Origin of the sequence: Paenibacillus sp. Cedars (assembly GCF_003184205.1) — a bacterium.
Lineage (GTDB): Bacteria > Bacillota > Bacilli > Paenibacillales > Paenibacillaceae > Paenibacillus_AQ > Paenibacillus_AQ glucanolyticus.
The window spans coordinates 1,890,956-1,907,876 of record NZ_CP020866.1; the positions used below are offsets into that span (position 1 = coordinate 1,890,956).

The following is a 16,921-nucleotide window of genomic DNA, read 5'->3' on the forward strand; positions in this document are numbered from 1 at the left end:
ATGTTCGATCGTTGGAAGAAGAAAAAGACAGCAACAGCTATTCAAGTCACAGCTCCATTGTCAGGTAAAGCAGTACCCTTATCCCAAGTGCCGGATGAGGCGTTTGCTGCCGGGCATATGGGCCAAGGCATTGCCATCGAGCCTTCAGAGGGGAAATTAATAGCCCCGTTTGACGGTACGGTTGCCCATGTCATTAAATCGAAGCATGCCGTGATGCTGGAAGATCCGGCGACGCAGCTTCAGTATTTATTTCATATTGGGATTAATACGGTCGGTCTTAAGGGCGAAGGTTTTACCAGTCATGTTCAAGCTGGAGATCAGGTGAAGTCGGGTCAGACTCTCATTGAGTTCGACATGGCCGCTATCAAGGCCGCGGGTTATCCAACGATTACACCAATCATCGTGACTAATGCGGATGAAGTGGCTTCAAAGGTCGAAGGGCAGATTGGCGATGTCGTATCCGGGCAAGATCATGTCCTCACCATTGAATTGAAGTAGTGCAACATAATGAATCATGGATTGAAATATTGGATATTGACAAAACAGGAACACCTGAATTAAGATAACAGCAGAATTGAATAAGAGAACGGCGTGTTACCGCGTTTGTGGGCATGAGCCAAGGAAGACCATGACTATTTTTATTTAGTCACCGTCCTCCTTGGCTTTTTTTGTTGATATAGAATGCACATTGTTTTAGCAGGTCAGACCGAGTTCTATATCACAAGATAACGTACCTCTTTAGTCATCGTCGCTCTTTTTGAAGAATCTTCGATGAATACAAGAAACCCGCGAGGAGGAGGATTCTTTTTTTACCCGAATGGAGGGACGAAACCATTATATATTCGACGCATTATGTAAACGTTTTCAGTAGAAAGCTAAATTATTGAAGTTGAAAGGATGATTGACATGCTGGCTAAATTGCAAAAGCTGGGTAAGTCCCTTATGCTGCCCGTGGCTACACTACCTGCGGCAGGTATCTTGCAGGGGCTTGGATTGATTGACTATCAAAAAGATATTCCTTTAGGGGCTTTCGGAGCTTTTCTGAATCAATATGTAACTCCGTTCATGACCTCCGGTGCCCTTGCGATTCTGGACAATTTGCCGATTATCTTCGCCATCGGGGTTGCAATCGGTTTCGCTGGGGATGCTGTTGCCGCTCTATCCGCTTTGATTGGTTATTTGGTGCTGACAAGGGTATTGGAAAAAGTACCTTTGCAAATACCCTTTATCGCAGATGATGTAAAGTTGAATATGGGTGTGCTCGGCGGTATTTTGGTAGGTGTATGGTCCGCGTATTTGTTTAATAAATATCACAAAATTAAGCTGCCGGATTGGCTCGGTTTCTTTGCCGGCAAACGGTTCGTGCCTATCATTACGGCTGCCTCTGTTTTAGTTTTAGCTGCCTTAGTCGGTATGATCTGGTATCCAATACAGCTCGGTATTGCAGCTTTCGGTAACTGGATTGTAGGGCTTGGCGGAATTGGAGCATTCCTCTTCGGCACGGCGAACCGATTGCTAATTCCTACTGGTTTGCACCATGTTCTTAACACGATTGCCTGGTTTCAAATTGGTGATTTCACGAACGCTGCAGGTCAGGTTGTTCAAGGTGACCTGACCCGATTCATGCATGGAGACAAATCGGCAGGTATGTTTATGAGTGGATTCTTTCCTATTATGATGTTTGCAGTGCCTGCAATAGCACTGGCCTTCGTCCATACGGCAAAGCCATCCAAACGTAAGTTGGTCGGTTCTCTTGTGATCAGTTCGGCAGTTGCTTCGTTCTTGACCGGTATTACAGAGCCGCTAGAATTCGCGTTTATGTTCCTCGCTCCTGTACTGTACGTTGTGCATGCGCTTTTAGCAGGTCTATCAGGTTTAATCATGTACTTGCTGGATGTACATTTGGGCTTCGCCTTCTCGGCTGGTATGATTGACTATCTCTTATATCTGAAGCTGTCCACCAACGCTTGGCTTCTCTTTCCGGTAGGATTGGCTTTCGGTGTAGTTTACTATCTGCTGTTCAGATTCCTGATCGTCAAGCTGAACTTGAAGACGCCTGGACGCGAGGATGACGACGATTTGGATCTGTCCTCTGAGGACGCTGGAACCGATGGCCAGTCTCCATCCGGTACAGTATCCAAAGAGTCCAAGGCGGCCAAGGTCCTGCAAAACATCGGCGGTGCCGATAATATTACCAGCATCGATGCTTGTATCACACGCCTGCGCCTTGTTGTTAAGGACGAGAAGGCCGTTAAAGATTCGGAATTGAAAAAATTAGGCGCATCCGGTGTCATGCGTCTGGGTCAGGGTGCGGTTCAGATCGTATTCGGACCGCAGGCAGAATCCATTAAAGACGACATCAAGGATATCATGAAAAAATAATTCAACAAGTAAAGAAGCAGGCCGGTTATTCAGCGGCCTGCTTCTTTTTTGCGTACATGGCAATGACCAATCCATCGCGGCTTCGGATGGTTACCGGTTCAGATTTTTACGTTGTCCCCAGAAGCGAAGATTGACATCGACCTCAAGCTCGCGAAGGGAAGCATCATGGATTTCTTTTTTCTGCTCGACTAATTTCTTCCATAGTTTGGGGTCGGTTCGATACAACTGAAGACATAACTCGTAGGGGTCGGCTTTTAGCAGAGCAGCCTTATGAAAGGTGGTATGCATCTCTTTCTTCAGCGTGGCTTCGGTTAACCGCTTCATCTCGCTGACACCGACCTTCTTGTACATATTCTGTACCGTCCCCGTTACGTTAAGTTTAATTCTGTAGGCCACGTCGTCGGGTTCGCGTATGATCTCAATCGAGGATTGAGGCTTCTCCAGGCTGATGCTCCCAATGGCTTCCCCCTCCTCTTGCACGATGATGGAAGCGTGGGTGTGCGGGGAAGCCAACCAGCGGGTACCTAGCAGGTCGGAGCGGCTGAGCCAGCCCATCAGCTTCTGGTTTTTAATCATAAAGGCGCCGCTGACCTCCAGAATCGGGTGCTGCTTCAGATTTTCAGACCAGTTTTGACTGGAGATATGAATGGACGGAAGGACAACTGTAGCCGCTCTTTCCCGGTAGAGCCGAATGAAATTGACGAATTGGATCGGGCGTATGAACGAGAACTGATCATAGCTTTCTTTGGGTTCATGCAGCAGTGAATGAAGGGGAGAGAGTTGAAAGAATGGCGAGACGGTGAACAGGTCCTCCATGCTATCCTGAGTGCCGTATACCCATTTAGTATAGCGGATTTCCTGGGAACGATTGGTCAGGTCAAACACTTGGGACATCTGATCAGGCTTTAATACGGCTTCCGTAAGTACCAATGCCGTGACATGTCCCCAGGAAACTCGCTGCTGACTCGACGTATACAGGTCTATCAATGCTCCGGCCAGTGTCGTTCCGGTACCTCTCCCGACCCAGATGGGTGCTTTCTCCGTTTGTTTGCCGCTTTCTTGCTTGGCAATTGTAGCGAAGTCAAGCATCTGCACATAGATGATATAATTCCCGTCTTTATAATCGACACCCAGTGCAGTGATGTAGTTGATATCCTGTACTTCTTTGTTGTCCCAGCACCCTGTGAGCAAAAAAGACAATATACCTACAAGCATCAAGACCCGTCTCATAATGCCCCGCCTTTTTTTCGCTTACCCGGAAACCTCATGAGATTGCGAATGATCTTGGACAGGGAGAAGGGGGAGAAGGGAGCGAGAAAGGGCTGTCCGAACGGATTATGGTTGGCCGCATACTGCACCATCAAGAATATCGCGATAAAAAAACCGAATAACCCGAATACCGAAGAGAAAGCAAGCACAAAAAAACGCAAAATCGTCTGGGTTACCACAAAGTCCTGATTGGAGTGGGTCGAACCGGCCACAAAGGCCAATGCACCGACTACGGTCATTGTAGGCGAGAAGAATCCCCCTCGAATGGCGGCATCGCCGATAATAATACCGGACACAACCGTGATGGTGGATGCGATAGGAGAAGGCATTTGCATGCCGGCCTCCCGCAGCAGGGTGAGCAGAAACAGGATGACCAGCATTTCGATTCCGGTCGGAATAGGAAGTCCGAGCCGGGTGTTGGCCACCGTTGCCAGCAGCGGAAAAGGGATCTGATCCTGGTGGAACGACATCAGTGTAATATAGAAACCCGGAAGCAGGATGGATATCAGGAAGCCCACAAGCCTAAGGATTCTCCATGGAAATACAAAATAAAATGGCATTTGCGGGTCCTCGGCAGCAAACAGGAGCTGCATAAAGCTGGCAGGTGCAATCAATACCACGGGACTTCCCTGCATAATAATGATCAATCTGCCGCGCGTTAAAGAATCGTATGCGAGATCCGTCCGTCCCGTATAATCAAACATCGGCAGTACCGTAAATCGGTAGGGTGTTATATGTTCAGCGAGTTCACCGATGCCCACCGGTGAATCACCGGAGTAATGATTCAGTCTCTCTTCGACTTCCTTCACCGTTTCCGGTATAACCTTGTCCTTCAAATACATGATGCCTACGGAGGTTTTGCTCCGGTCACCCAGCTTGAAGGAGGTGTAGACAAGATCCGGAGATTTCAGGCGTTTGCGAATGAGGGACACGTTGACGTCCAGTTCCTCCACAAATCCGTCTCGCGGCCCCTTAATCGAAGTTTCCGATGCCGTTTCTTCGGGTACTCGTCCGATTCTTTTGCAGGCACTATAGGAGAATAACTTGTTATCCTTGGGGAAATACAGCGCAACATAGCCTGAGAAAACAATGTCATCAATGGATTCAGCGCTGGCCTCAGCGGAGTCAAGAGTAAGATAGTATTCGAGATGTCCCGGATCAAACTCATGTTTTTGCGTAACGGAAATATTCCATTCCTTACTGATGACGGGCAGCAGGATTTTGGACATCAGCTGGGAGTCGCACATCATCGGACTGTATATCATAAGAGCCCATGGTTGTGCCGCGCCTTCCATCCCAGGATAAGACGAAATATAGATGTCATTGGAATCGGCATAACGTTCTCGGAGCTGCTGCTCGGTAATGGTCATGGTTGAGATTCTCCTTTCGCTGTAATGGAATTCGCTTGCTGCTGCTTGTGGATTAAGAAAAACATCAGCAGACATAACACGGTAAGATACACGGCGGATACAGGCATAAAATAATCAGCCATCGCATAATACATTTTCAGATTGCTGATTGGTGAGGCGCACAGGATGATAAGCAGCGTGGAAATGGCTAACACGCCGGTTCTCCGCTTGGTTTTGGGCAGCAGCGCTTCACATAGCAAATAGATGCAGATCGATATAGAGACATAAGCTCCGCTCAGCCACTGGAATATGGAAAAGAAATCAACATGCTCCACGAATTTTCCGAGCTTGACGAGCCGCCACTGCTCATAAGCCGGATACCGCTGCAGCTTCATTTCTTCCGGACCGAATTCGGCAATGCCTCCGATCGTTGGACCAAACGTTAAAAAGATGAAGATCAGATGGATGAGCAGAACTGTAACAAAACGCGGCTTTTTCTGAAGGTGGGGACGGAGAAACAGGATTAAGAAAATTTGCGAAAGCCCGCCGAACATGACAGGGATTCCGCTAAGTATAGGCATGAACCCATCTTCCAGAATGGGCAGCAGATAATTGTAATTTTTGACCTTCAGGTTGGCTATGGATACGAATATTCCCAGTAAGACAACAAAAGGAAGTAATATCCCTGCAGAAACCCCAATGGTTTTGATGCCATGATTCACGCTGACGAGGCATAGTAACATGAGGACCAATGTGGTTGCGATGACCGGCGTTTGGATCATGTAGGTGGATTTGGTCCAGTCGATCACTTCCTTCAATGTATAAAATGAAAAGGAGAAAAAATACAATCCGGACATGCCCATCACGATGATGCGAGCCCATTTTCCGCTGCTTTCGTCTAATGCCTGCGTTAATGTGCGGTCGCCGATTTTCTTGATAATTCCGTATATAAGCAGAATCCAGGGCATGAACAAGAACGCTGACAAGAGAATTGTAATCCAGGCATCCCGGCCTGACTTTTCAAGCAGGACAGGAATAATCATGACATGGTTGGTCAAACCGGCAGTCAACATCATAATCATGAATACTTGATTCGTTGGAATACCGCGAGCAACGGACATGTTATTCGATCCCCCATTTCACTTTCTTCAGCTTAGAGTTCTCGGGGAACAGCCAAAATATGCGAGGATATCCAGTGAAAGGTGCAATGCAATACAAATAGGGATTATAAGGACAGACACCTGGTACATAATGCATGGAGATTCCCTTCATAATAAGGAAAGTTTTGAAGTACTTATTATGAAGTCTGGAGGATAAGACCGTGAACAGAGGGGCGAAGTCGAAGGAAGGGAACTTGAAATGGTGGCAGCTGTCGCTGCTCGGGGTGGCATCCACCATCGGTACAGGCTATTTTCTCGGATCTGCACTTGGCATTAGATTGGGTGGGCCTGCATTTCTTCTATCTATTATATTGGCAGCGGCAGCGACCTATTTTGTATTCGATGTGCTGGCGAAGATGACGGCCGAAGACCCGCAGAAGGGCTCATTCCGAACCTATGCCAAAAAAGCCTTCGGCCGGTGGGCAGGCTTCTCGACAGGCTGGATGTATTGGTGCTCGGAGGTATTGATCATGGGAAGTCAAATGACGGCCCTCGCTATTTTTTCACGCTTCTGGTTTCCGTCCGTTCCGATGTGGATATTTGCCTCTGGATACGCGGTGCTTGGGCTGATTGTCATATGGCTTGGTAACAAAGGGTTTGACAGGCTGGAGAATGTACTTGCGGTCATAAAGGTAGCTGCTATTGTTATGTTCCTGATCATTGCGGGGGCCGCATGGATGGGATGGCTAAAAGGCGGGACAAAGCCGCACTTTCCGGGAAGTTTGAATGCTTTTTTCCCTGCGGGAGGAAAGGGTGTGTGGTCTTCCCTGATTTTTGCATTCTACGCCTTCGGCGGTATTGAAGTAATGGGCATGATGGCCGTACGTCTGAAAAATCCAAAGGAAGCACCCAAGTCGGGTAAAGTGATGATCATCTTGCTGTCGATTGTATACGTTCTATCAATCGGACTGGCGGTCATGATGGTTGCCTGGAATCAATTCTCTACGACCAAGAGTCCGTTTGTTGTCGCACTGAGCTCCTATCAGCTGCCGTTCATCCCGCATATTTTTAATGCTGTATTAATTGTGGCCGGTTTCTCGACGATGGTTGCCTCGCTCTATGCAGTCACAACGATGCTCGTGACCTTATCAGAGGATCATGACGCGCCCAAGATCTTTGCAGCCAAAAAGTTTCATCGGCAGGCTCCGGTCTATGCGCTTTCCCTTACAGCAGGAGGTCTGATTCTCTCCATCGTCCTGTCACTGCTCATTCCTGGCAAGATCTATGAATATTTGACGACCGCAGCCGGTCTCATGCTATTGTACAACTGGCTGTTTATCCTTATATCTGCAGGCAAAATAGTACAGCTTACGATGTGGGGGCAGATCAAAAGATACACCGGCATGCTGCTCATTGTATCTGCGGTAAGCGGAACAGCAATGCATCCCACGAGCCGAACAGGGCTCTTGATCAGTCTAGGCTTCCTTGTCATCATCGGTCTGGTTGTCCTATGTATGCGTCCAATATGGAAGAAATCCGGCAGCGGTCAAGGGAAAACGCTCAACAAATCCAAACTGAATCCGAAGCCTGCCCGTTAAAACAAGAGGGGATAGAGCAGGGTTAATGCCCGAATGCCGAAATAGATACCGAAGGCAATGAGGGATACGCCAGATATAATGGAAATGATGGAGAGTCCTCTCTGGCTTAAATATTTCCGGAAGAAGCTCCCGAGTGCTGCCATGAACAAATCCCATACAACAACCCCTGCAATGACCGCAAGGCTGTACAGAAAAATATGACCGGAGCTGTTATCGTCCGCAGCGGCCTTAACAAGAATGGAACCATAGATGCCAAGCCAGAACAGGATTGTCATGGGATTGGATACCGACATAATAAAGCCGGAGAACATGGTTTTGGGAATGGAGTCTTCACTGCGCGCGCTGCTGATTGTAATTTTACTGGCATTCATGATGCTTTCAAAACCCGTATAGATCAGCACAAAGGCACCAAACAGCCACAGAAAGGTCTGCATAAACGGAGTGCTCAGGAAGTGGACGACGCCCAGGTACACCAGAATCATGTAAAGAATATCAGCAAACACAGCGCCGACGCCAAACATCCAGGAGTGCCAAAAACCGTTCTTAATGCCTTTATCAAGCTGAGCAGCATTGATTGGGCCAATCGGTGCAGACAGAGAGAGCCCCAGAATCATGTAGCTTAGAAAAACACTCATTGTTATCCCACCTTATCCCTGATTGAATGGAACGAAGCATGACTCGTACAAGCATGCTCGTACATTGTATTCAGCTTCGGGGCAAACTAAAACTGTGAATTGGAAAATGTTTTCTGTTCATCCTCCCCTTAGAGCCGCGCAGCTTCAGCGCGGTTTTATTTGAATCCAAATATTTGGTAGGATATATAATAGTGCCTGCAGCAAAGCTGCTTGCATCTGATGTGAACAAGAAGGGGCTGCTGCACAGGATGAGTCATCCTTTTCGAATTACGGTATTATCAGACACCCATATGCCCAAAAAGGCGAAGGAGCTTCCAGCTCCGCTGTTAGAAGATCTTAGGCATTCGGATCTGATCATCCATGCAGGGGATTGGTCCAAGTGGGAGCTCTACGAGTTGCTGAGCCAGTATGCTCCGGTTGAGGGCGTTGCCGGCAATGTTGACGATGAGGTGATTATAGATCGCTTAGGATACCACAGGATTGTCCTCGCCGAGGGAAAACGAATCGGCATTGTGCATGGACACGGTCAAGGGGGGACGACGCCATCACGTGCAAGAAAGACATTCCATGATAGCGAGGTGGATTGCATAGTGTTCGGTCACTCCCATATTCCTTTCCTAGAAAATGTACAAGGCGTGCTGATGTTTAATCCGGGATCGGCAACTGACAAACGCAGACAGCCCCGGTATTCGTATGGACGGCTTCTTATCCAGGACGAAACCCTGGAGGCACGCCATATCTTTTACGATCAGAAGTAGGTGCCTGCAGGCATTGGAAAAATCAGTATGGGGCTGCTTGCTTTTGAAATCGCCGGGTTGAGGTTAATTAATAGAAGTCCCCGATATGGTAAATCATGTTGATGAGAGGATTGTTATGTTAAAGGAAGAAAAGCTTGAGAAACGGATTCAGATGGGGCTGTCCGGCTGGGGAGACCATGACAAGTTGTACGATGATGGGGCAAGGGCTGCCGATAAGCTGGAAATGTACAGCAGGCATTTTCCGATTGTGGAGATGGACAATTCGTTCTATGCCATTCCTTCAGCAGAACAGATGAGTAAATGGGCAGCCGCGGTCCCGGACCATTTCGGTTTTATTGTAAAGGCCTATCAAGGCATGACGGGTCACGCGCGCGGCCAAGGCAAAGACAGGTACCCGAATGTAAAAATGATGTTTGAGCATCTGCTCGCTTCGGTTGAAGAACTGCGATTGGCGGGAAAGTTAAGGGCGGTTCTCTTTCAATACCCGCCATGGTTTGGGTGCGAACGCAAACACGTGGAAATTCTGAAGCGCACCCGGGAGTGGATGAAGGATGTTCCTGTAGCTCTGGAATTTCGGCATCAGAGCTGGTATGCGCCGGAATATCGCGAGAAGACGATGGAGCTTATGCGTAGTGAAGGTTGGATTCACAGCATAGCTGACGAGCCCCAGGCAGGTATCGGTTCTGTGCCCGTTGTGTTGGAGACATCGGATACCGGTGCCGTCATGATCCGAATGCATGGGCGCAATACCGAGGGATGGCATTCCAGCGGTCAGCCCAACTGGCGTGAGGTGCGGTACTTGTACCGTTACAGCCTGGAGGAGCTCAATCAATGGAAGGGATGGATCGAAGAGCTGCTTGAGAAATCGGAGCAGTGCTGGATAATCTTCAATAACAATTCAGGAGGCGATGCTTCCGATAATGCGAAACAGCTTCTTCGCTTACTCGGAATGGACAGCGGACCCGAGCCGCTGAGGCAGATGAATTGGCTGGATGAGGATATTTTTACCGATAAATGACTTTAATTGTATGCTCATACAGATAAATGGTTAGCGAATGGACAAATCGTCAAAAAGTTGCCGCAAATTCATCTGTTTCCGAGATCATTATTATATATAAAGGGTATTTTCGGTAAGTAGGTCAAGTGTATTATAATGTAATCGTAAGAAAACGTTAATTTAATGTAAAACCAGAATTTCCGTCCATGAACAATCAAAATAATCTGACGGAGGGAGTCAGCGATGAAGACCCTTGACAGAATGACAGAGGGACCCTGGCAGAAATATCACGGTCCGAACTTGGGGTACATTCAAGATCAGTATGAGAAGTTTTTGCAAGACCCGCAATCTGTGGAGCCAGGATACCGTGAGCTGTTCGCCAGCTGGGGACCGCCTCCATCTTTGGAAAACAATGAAAAGAAAGCGGATTCGCAGGGACAAGGTGTAAGCTATGACCCGCAATTATTGAAAAAAGGGGTAGCTGCCGGCAAACTGGTGTGGAACATTAGAACCTATGGTCATCTTGCCGCCGACATTGATCCAATTGGAATTGGAAACGAAGCCGACACACGTCTGCTTCAACCAGAAAGCTACCAACTCAGCCAAGCGGATTTGGCAGCTCTGCCTGCAGATATCGTCTGGGAGGAGGCTCCTAGTGATATCAAGAACGGCTATGAGGCAATCCAGCGGCTGTTACAACTATATACAGGCTCTATTGCCTACGAATTCAGTCATGTGCATGATGAAGAAGAACGCAAGTGGCTTAATCAACAAGCGGAATCCGGCCGTTTCTTGTCCGACATAAGCGCTGATGAGCGCAAGGGACTTCTGAAAAAACTGCTGGAGGCCGAACAATTCGAGGAGTTCCTGCACCGTACGTTTGTAGGTGCGAAGCGCTTCTCCGTTGAAGGCAACGAAGCGCTTGTACCGCTTCTGGATGAGATTGTTCGTCAGATGGCTGAAGTGGACGTCAACTCGATCCTGGTGGGCATGGCGCACCGTGGACGCTTGAACGTCCTGGCTCATGTGCTGGGTAAGGATTACAGCAAGATTTTCTCGGAGTTCATGCACTCCCCGAATAAACATCTGGTGCCGTCCGAAGGCTCCATGGGCATTAACTACGGCTGGACAGGTGACGTGAAGTATCACTTGGGAGCTGACCGCTATCTGAAGAAGGATGAAGCACGCGAGATTCGCATTACGCTCGCGAATAACCCGAGTCACCTGGAATATGTCAATCCGGTGGTGGAGGGCTTTGCACGTGCGGCTCAGGAGGAACGCGGTGAAGCGGGATATCCGAAGCAGGACGTAAACAAAGCGCTGAGCATTCAGATCCATGGCGATTCCGCATTCCCTGGCGAAGGCATCGTGCCGGAAACCCTGAACTTCAACAAGCTGCCGGCATACCGTACGGGTGGATCGATTCACATTATCGTGAACAACCGTATCGGATTTACGACAGAGGGCAAGGATTCCAGATCGACCCATTATGCGAGTGACCTGGCTAAAGGATATGAAATTCCGATTATCCACGTGAACGCAGATGATCCGGAAGCATGTATTGCCGTTGCCCGACTTGCCAGCGACTATCGGAATAAGTTCAAGAAGAGCATTCTGATTGACCTGGTTGGCTACCGTAAATATGGCCATAACGAAACGGACGATCCGGAAACCACTCAACCGCTGATCTATCAGAAGGTTAAGAATCATCCAACCGTCAGCACGCTCTATATGAAGAAGCTGGTTGATGGAAACGTTCTGACCCAGGAGCAAGTGGACGAATTGAAGAATCGTGTTGTAGAGGTATTGAAGAATTCTTATGAGAGCGTAAAGTCGAAGGATCCTGTGGATCAGATCCTGCTAGGATTGAAACCGACCGATAGCAAATCGAAGAAGGAAGCTGCAACGAACGTATCTGCAGAGGTACTGCGCGGGATTAATCGCGAGCTTCTGCAATGGCCTGAAGGCTTTACGGTATATCCGAAGCTTCAACGCATCCTTGAGCGCCGCAGCAATTCCCTTGATGAAGGCGAGAAGGTGGATTGGGGTCATGCGGAGACGCTGGCTTTCGCTACGATTCTTGCGGATGGCAAGCCGATACGGATTACCGGACAGGATGCGGAGCGGGCAACGTTCGCTCACCGTAACCTTGTGCTTCACGATGCGGTTAATGGAGAAACCTTCTGCCCGCTGCACCGTTTGCCGCAAGCCAAAGCTTCGTTCGCCATTCATAACAGCCCGCTGACAGAAGCAGCTGTTGTTGGATTCGAATATGGCTACAATGTATATTCTCCTGAGACCTTGGTTATCTGGGAAGCGCAATATGGTGATTTCACCAACTGTGCCCAGGTTATCATTGACCAGTTCATTACAGCTGGACGTTCGAAGTGGAGACAGAAGTCCAGCATGGTTATGCTGCTTCCTCACGGATATGAAGGAAATGGTCCTGAGCACTCCAGTGCAAGATTGGAACGCTTCCTCCAGCTGAGCGGAGAAGATAACTGGACGGTTGCGAATCTGACTTCTGCTGCTCAGTATTTCCATCTGCTTCGCAAGCAGGCGTCTGTGACTGAAACGGAAGATGCCCGTCCGCTGGTTGTCATGGCTCCGAAGAGCTTGATCCGCAACCCGCGTGTGGCATCACCGGTGAACGCATTCAGTGAAGGCGGCTTCCAGAAGGTTATGGAACAGCCTGGTCTTGGCCAATCACCGAAAAAGGTCGAACGCTTGGTGCTGTGCTCGGGGAAAGTTGCGATCGATCTGGAGGACGCGCTGGATAAGCAGAAGGATGAAGACCAATCATGGATTCATGTTCTTCGTGTGGAACAGCTGTATCCATTCCCTAAAGAGGAAATTTCCCGTGTTATGCAGAAATATCCGAACCTGAAGGAGATTCTGTGGGTTCAGGAAGAACCTCAGAACATGGGCGGCTGGAGCTTCATGGAGCCGAGAATTCGTGAAATTGCACCTAAAGGCACAGAGGTCCGTTACAGCGGACGTCCTGAGCGTTCGAGCCCGGCTAGCGGATATCAGGATGTTCATGCTTATGAGCAACAGACCATCATTTCTTTTGCCCTTAATCGTAAAACTATAAATCAACAGATCTCATTGGGGAGGTAGCGGCTGTGAGCGAAATTACTGTACCAGCTATGGGCGAATCCATCACCGAAGGAACGATATTCAAATGGCACGTTAAAGAAGGGGATAGCGTAAACATCGGTGATGTTCTGCTCGAGTTAGAAACGGATAAGGTTAATCTAGAAATTAGCGCAGAGTCTGAAGGCGTTGTGGAAAAAATCCTTCGTCAAGAAGGGGAGAATGTGACCATCGGGGAAGTGATCGGTCAAATTTCTCTACAGGAAGGCGTTGCAAGCGCACCGGCATCGAAGGCTGCTGAAGCTCCTGCACCTGTACAACCGGAGGCTGCACCAGCACCAGTTGCAGAAGCACCTAAGCCACAAGCTTCTGTGCCGGCCCCAAGCGAGGAAGGAGCAGGCCTGACTGCATCGCCATCCGCACGCAAACTGGCTCGTGAGCGCGGGATTGATCTGGACCAGGTACAGGGCCGCGACCCGATCGGTCGGATTTACCATGATGATGTGAAGAATCATAATGAAGCCAAGCAGCCTGCAGCACCTAGCAAGCCTGCAGCTTCAACGCCAGCACCGGCAGCATCAGCACCGGCAGCATCAGCTCCGGCTGCTGAGTATGGCAAACCGGTTGAGCGTACCCGCATGTCTCGCCGCCGTCAAACGATTGCGAATCGTTTGGTTGAAGCGCAGCATACAGCTGCCATGCTGACTACCTTCAATGAAGTCGATATGACAGCGATCCTAGATGTGCGCAAGCGTCGTAAGCAAGCATTCCAGGAGAAGCATGACGTAGGCCTCGGTTTCATGTCCTTCTTCACCAAAGCGGTTGTGGGCGCGCTGAAGAGATTCCCGCATCTTAACGCGGAGATTGATGGCGACGATATAGTTGTGAAGAAATTCTATGATATCGGTATCGCGGTATCCGCTAAGGAAGGACTTGTCGTTCCGGTCGTTCGCGATGCGGATCGCCTGGGCTTCGCCGAGATTGAGAAGGAAATCGGCAATCTGGCTGCGAAAGCTCGCAATAATGCGCTGTCCTTGTCTGAACTTCAAGGCGGAACATTTACGATTACGAACGGCGGCGTCTTCGGCTCGCTGCTGTCTACACCGATCCTGAATACCCCTCAGGTGGGTATTCTCGGCATGCACAAGATCCAGCTTCGTCCAGTAGCCATCGATGCTGAGCGCATGGAGAACCGCCCTATGATGTACATCGCATTGTCTTACGATCACCGAATCGTTGACGGATCCGAAGCGGTTCGCTTCCTGGTAACGATTAAAGAGCTTCTTGAAGATCCGGAGTCACTGCTTCTGGAAGGATAATTATCCAAGAGAAGAGAGACTTGCATAATAAGAAGGCCGCATGGACACTCCCATGCGGCCTTCTTATATGATCTATCAGGATTTAGATTGCTGTTTATCGTCTGGCTTGGGGAGATCCCGAGGATTCCAATTCTCAGCCTGAGGCTCCACATCCTGCCGCTTCTTCACCTTGTCTCGTTGTTCCTGCGAGTCGTTCTTTGTGTCCTGATGATTGCGCACTTCTTCACTGCTTGGTTGTTTCATGGGAATACCTCCTTTTTGTCCGTATAATACATACATACCCGGAATGCCAAAAGACAAACAAGCATTAAAGACAAGCCATTTGATTTTCATATGGCTTGAAGTTAACATGGTAACTGAAAGATCTCTACATACCATATAGAGTTATCGATAAACGAGAGGAGAGATACAGTAATATGGCTAACCGATCACAGCGTACGCTGCTGTTTACAGGTGCTTATGCGGAAGAGGATCAAAGCGGTGTATGTATATATGAATTTAATGAGGACAGCGGCGAGCTGAAGCTGCTCGATGAGGTCTCCGGCATTAAGAATCCGACATTCCTCAACGTGGACGCGGATAACAGACGCTTATATGCCATTGGCGAAATGGCAGAGCAGGGAGGCAAGGCAGGCGAGGTTGTCAGTTTTGAGATTGATCCTGCTGCCGGCAAGCTGATCGAACGGAATCGCGTTCGCAGTGTCAGCAGCTCGACTTGTCATATACAGCGCGACGAATCAAGTAAGTATCTGATCGTTTCAAGTTATCATGGGGGCTTGGTAGGTCTTCTTTCTATCGATGAGGAAGGTCTAGCCGGTGAGCTGCTGGATGAGAAGAAACATTCGGATCTCGTGCCTGTGCGTGAAGCTCAGCAAGCCAGAGCGCACTCGGCATTTTACAGTCCGGATGGTAAATATGTGTTTGTGCAGGACTTGGGATTGGACAAGATTCTGTCTTATACAATTAATCCGGATACCAACGAGTTGAGCTTCCACGGTGAGACCCAGCTTGAAGAGGGGGCAGGACCCCGCCATCTGGCATTCCATCCAAGCGGAGCTTATGCTTATGTCATTAATGAACTGAATTCAAGCGTAACGGTGCTTCGTTACATCCAGGACGAAGGACGCTTGGCTGTTCTGGAGACGATATCAACATTGCCTGTGGATTTTGACGGGGAAAGCTATTGCGCTGAGATTGCTGTGTCGGAGGACGGCAAAACGGTGTATGGATCTAATCGCGGACACGACAGTATCGTTGTGTTCTCCGTACATGAAGATACCGGCTATTTAAGCCCGGTTCAATATATATCCACGGAGGGCGGCCATCCTCGCCATTTTACGCTGATGCCGGGGGGCAAGTTTATGGTGGTTGCCAACAGGGACGGGAACAATCTGGTGTTATTTAATGTAGATCCGGAAGATGGAAAGCTTGCCTTCACAGGGTATACAGTCAGTCAATCGAAGCCGGTATGCGTGAAACCAGCGGTATTCCAGCTTTAAGCTGCGGAAGAACAAGATTTGATAGTAAATTGTATGACAGCATTGGTCAGGCAAGATTCAGAGCTGGACTCCTTGGGTTATGTATAATCATGTAACTGAACAAGGAGGTTGTGGCAATGTCAACGAATCAACGTTTGGATGGCAAAGTAGCCATCGTTACCGGTGCGGGTTCCGGAATCGGCCAGGCCTCAGCCCTTCTGTTGGCGGAGCAGGGAGCTAAGCTGCTGTTGATCGATATCGATCGTGAACGCGTAGAGAAGGTGAAGAGCACCATTGAACAAGGCGGCGGCGAAGCCATAACGGGCAACTGCGATATCTCCCATGCTGAATCGCTGAAGGATTGCTTCAGCGAAGCGGTTGATAAGTGGGGCAAGATCGATATCGTGTTCGCAAACGCAGGAATAAACGGAACGAAGGCCCCGATCGAAATCATGGAGCTGGACGAATGGGATGCAACCATTAACATCAATTTAAGAGGAACCTTCGCTACGGTGAAATATGCGATTCCCTACTTAAAAGAAGCGGGGGGCAGCATTATCATAACCAGCTCCATCAACGGAAATCGGGTGTTTACCGGGTTTGGTTTCTCTGCATACAGCACAACAAAAGCAGGTCAGGTTGCTTTTATGAAGATGGCGGCTCTGGAGCTTGCACGTTATAAAATCCGGGTAAACGCGATCTGTCCGGGTGCAATCGCAACCAACATTGATCAGAGCACGATTGCCAAGCCGGAGCTGGACGAAGTGACCATCCCGATTGAATATCCGGAAGGGGACCAGCCTTTGGCAGATGGTCCGGGACAACCTGCGCAAGTGGCCCAACTGGTGGCTTTTCTGGCATCCGATGATTCCTCGCACATCACCGGCACGGAAATCTATATCGATGGTGCGGAGTCGCTCATTCATTAAATGCTGCAGTG

14 protein-coding genes are annotated in these 16,921 nt (G+C 49.0%); 9 read left to right on the plus strand and 5 right to left on the minus strand.

From position 1 onward, the window contains the following. Window positions 1-498 (plus strand): PTS sugar transporter subunit IIA, encoded by a 498-nt coding sequence (locus B9D94_RS10500; RefSeq protein ID WP_148246957.1) that lies wholly within the window; start codon window positions 1-3, stop codon window positions 496-498. A gap of 408 nt (window positions 499-906) precedes the next feature. Continuing rightward, on the plus strand, window positions 907-2,382 hold the full coding sequence (locus tag B9D94_RS10505) for a PTS transporter subunit EIIC (protein ID WP_148246958.1): 1,476 nt from the start codon (window positions 907-909) through the stop codon (window positions 2,380-2,382). 90 nt (window positions 2,383-2,472) lie between these two features. Here B9D94_RS10505 and B9D94_RS10510 read toward each other — a convergent pair whose 3' ends face one another. The 3 genes from B9D94_RS10510 to B9D94_RS10520 are packed head-to-tail and all read right to left on the minus strand — an operon-like array spanning window position 2,473 to window position 6,121. Beyond that, window positions 2,473-3,612, minus strand: coding sequence for a Ger(x)C family spore germination protein (locus B9D94_RS10510; RefSeq protein WP_148246959.1), 1,140 nt, complete (start codon window positions 3,610-3,612; stop codon window positions 2,473-2,475). Then, window positions 3,609-5,021: a spore germination protein gene (locus B9D94_RS10515; RefSeq protein WP_063479984.1), complete on the minus strand. Its 1,413-nt coding sequence runs from the start codon at window positions 5,019-5,021 to the stop codon at window positions 3,609-3,611. Before B9D94_RS10515 ends, B9D94_RS10510 begins: the two co-directional genes overlap by 4 nt. Further along, window positions 5,018-6,121 (minus strand): GerAB/ArcD/ProY family transporter, encoded by a 1,104-nt coding sequence (locus B9D94_RS10520; protein WP_006211177.1) that lies wholly within the window; start codon window positions 6,119-6,121, stop codon window positions 5,018-5,020. Before B9D94_RS10520 ends, B9D94_RS10515 begins: the two co-directional genes overlap by 4 nt. Window positions 6,122-6,321: 200 nt before the next feature. Between B9D94_RS10520 and B9D94_RS10525 the strand changes: the two genes are divergently transcribed. Then, window positions 6,322-7,698, plus strand: a complete 1,377-nt coding sequence (locus B9D94_RS10525; RefSeq protein WP_063479982.1) for an amino acid permease — start codon at window positions 6,322-6,324, stop codon at window positions 7,696-7,698. Here the strand turns inward: B9D94_RS10525 and B9D94_RS10530 are convergent. Next, window positions 7,695-8,333 carry a LysE family transporter gene (locus B9D94_RS10530; protein WP_148246960.1) on the minus strand — a complete coding sequence of 213 codons (639 nt, stop codon included), beginning with the start codon at window positions 8,331-8,333 and terminating at the stop codon, window positions 7,695-7,697. The genes B9D94_RS10525 and B9D94_RS10530 overlap by 4 nt on opposite strands. 248 nt (window positions 8,334-8,581) lie before the next feature. On the opposite strand from B9D94_RS10530, the gene B9D94_RS10535 reads away from it, so the two are divergent. The 4 genes from B9D94_RS10535 to odhB all read left to right on the plus strand — a co-directional run bounded on the left by B9D94_RS10535 (window position 8,582) and on the right by odhB (window position 14,503). After that, complete coding sequence (locus B9D94_RS10535) at window positions 8,582-9,091, plus strand: metallophosphoesterase family protein (RefSeq protein ID WP_148248754.1); 510 nt, start codon at window positions 8,582-8,584, stop codon at window positions 9,089-9,091. Window positions 9,092-9,206: 115 nt separating this feature from the next. Beyond that, complete coding sequence (locus B9D94_RS10540; RefSeq protein ID WP_253806129.1) at window positions 9,207-10,109, plus strand: DUF72 domain-containing protein; 903 nt, start codon at window positions 9,207-9,209, stop codon at window positions 10,107-10,109. A gap of 222 nt (window positions 10,110-10,331) precedes the next feature. Then, on the plus strand, window positions 10,332-13,208 hold the full coding sequence (locus tag B9D94_RS10545; RefSeq protein WP_063479981.1) for a 2-oxoglutarate dehydrogenase E1 component: 2,877 nt from the start codon (window positions 10,332-10,334) through the stop codon (window positions 13,206-13,208). A gap of 5 nt (window positions 13,209-13,213) precedes the next feature. Then, window positions 13,214-14,503 carry a 2-oxoglutarate dehydrogenase complex dihydrolipoyllysine-residue succinyltransferase gene (odhB, locus tag B9D94_RS10550; protein WP_148246962.1) on the plus strand — a complete coding sequence of 430 codons (1,290 nt, stop codon included), beginning with the start codon at window positions 13,214-13,216 and terminating at the stop codon, window positions 14,501-14,503. 75 nt (window positions 14,504-14,578) lie between these two features. Here odhB and B9D94_RS30945 read toward each other — a convergent pair whose 3' ends face one another. Then, complete coding sequence (locus B9D94_RS30945; protein ID WP_006211170.1) at window positions 14,579-14,746, minus strand: hypothetical protein; 168 nt, start codon at window positions 14,744-14,746, stop codon at window positions 14,579-14,581. Window positions 14,747-14,919: 173 nt separating this feature from the next. Between B9D94_RS30945 and B9D94_RS10555 the strand changes: the two genes are divergently transcribed. Both B9D94_RS10555 and B9D94_RS10560 read left to right on the plus strand, forming a co-directional pair. Continuing rightward, window positions 14,920-16,002 (plus strand): lactonase family protein, encoded by a 1,083-nt coding sequence (locus B9D94_RS10555; RefSeq protein WP_148246963.1) that lies wholly within the window; start codon window positions 14,920-14,922, stop codon window positions 16,000-16,002. A gap of 116 nt (window positions 16,003-16,118) precedes the next feature. Further along, on the plus strand, window positions 16,119-16,910 hold the full coding sequence (locus B9D94_RS10560; protein ID WP_006211168.1) for an SDR family oxidoreductase: 792 nt from the start codon (window positions 16,119-16,121) through the stop codon (window positions 16,908-16,910). Window positions 16,911-16,921 lie beyond the last annotated feature (11 nt).

Coding starts and splice junctions, on each gene's coding strand:
- B9D94_RS10535 (WP_148248754.1), top strand. CDS start 8,582: ATGAGTCATCCTTTTCGAATTACGGTATTATCAGACACCCATATGCCC.
- B9D94_RS10515 (WP_063479984.1), bottom strand. CDS start 5,021: ATGACCATTACCGAGCAGCAGCTCCGAGAACGTTATGCCGATTCCAAT.
- B9D94_RS10500 (WP_148246957.1), top strand. CDS start 1: ATGTTCGATCGTTGGAAGAAGAAAAAGACAGCAACAGCTATTCAAGTC.
- B9D94_RS10510 (WP_148246959.1), bottom strand. CDS start 3,612: ATGAGACGGGTCTTGATGCTTGTAGGTATATTGTCTTTTTTGCTCACA.
- B9D94_RS10520 (WP_006211177.1), bottom strand. CDS start 6,121: ATGTCCGTTGCTCGCGGTATTCCAACGAATCAAGTATTCATGATTATG.
- B9D94_RS10560 (WP_006211168.1), top strand. CDS start 16,119: ATGTCAACGAATCAACGTTTGGATGGCAAAGTAGCCATCGTTACCGGT.
- B9D94_RS10545 (WP_063479981.1), top strand. CDS start 10,332: ATGAAGACCCTTGACAGAATGACAGAGGGACCCTGGCAGAAATATCAC.
- B9D94_RS30945 (WP_006211170.1), bottom strand. CDS start 14,746: ATGAAACAACCAAGCAGTGAAGAAGTGCGCAATCATCAGGACACAAAG.
- B9D94_RS10505 (WP_148246958.1), top strand. CDS start 907: ATGCTGGCTAAATTGCAAAAGCTGGGTAAGTCCCTTATGCTGCCCGTG.
- B9D94_RS10530 (WP_148246960.1), bottom strand. CDS start 8,333: ATGAGTGTTTTTCTAAGCTACATGATTCTGGGGCTCTCTCTGTCTGCA.
- B9D94_RS10540 (WP_253806129.1), top strand. CDS start 9,207: ATGTTAAAGGAAGAAAAGCTTGAGAAACGGATTCAGATGGGGCTGTCC.
- B9D94_RS10555 (WP_148246963.1), top strand. CDS start 14,920: ATGGCTAACCGATCACAGCGTACGCTGCTGTTTACAGGTGCTTATGCG.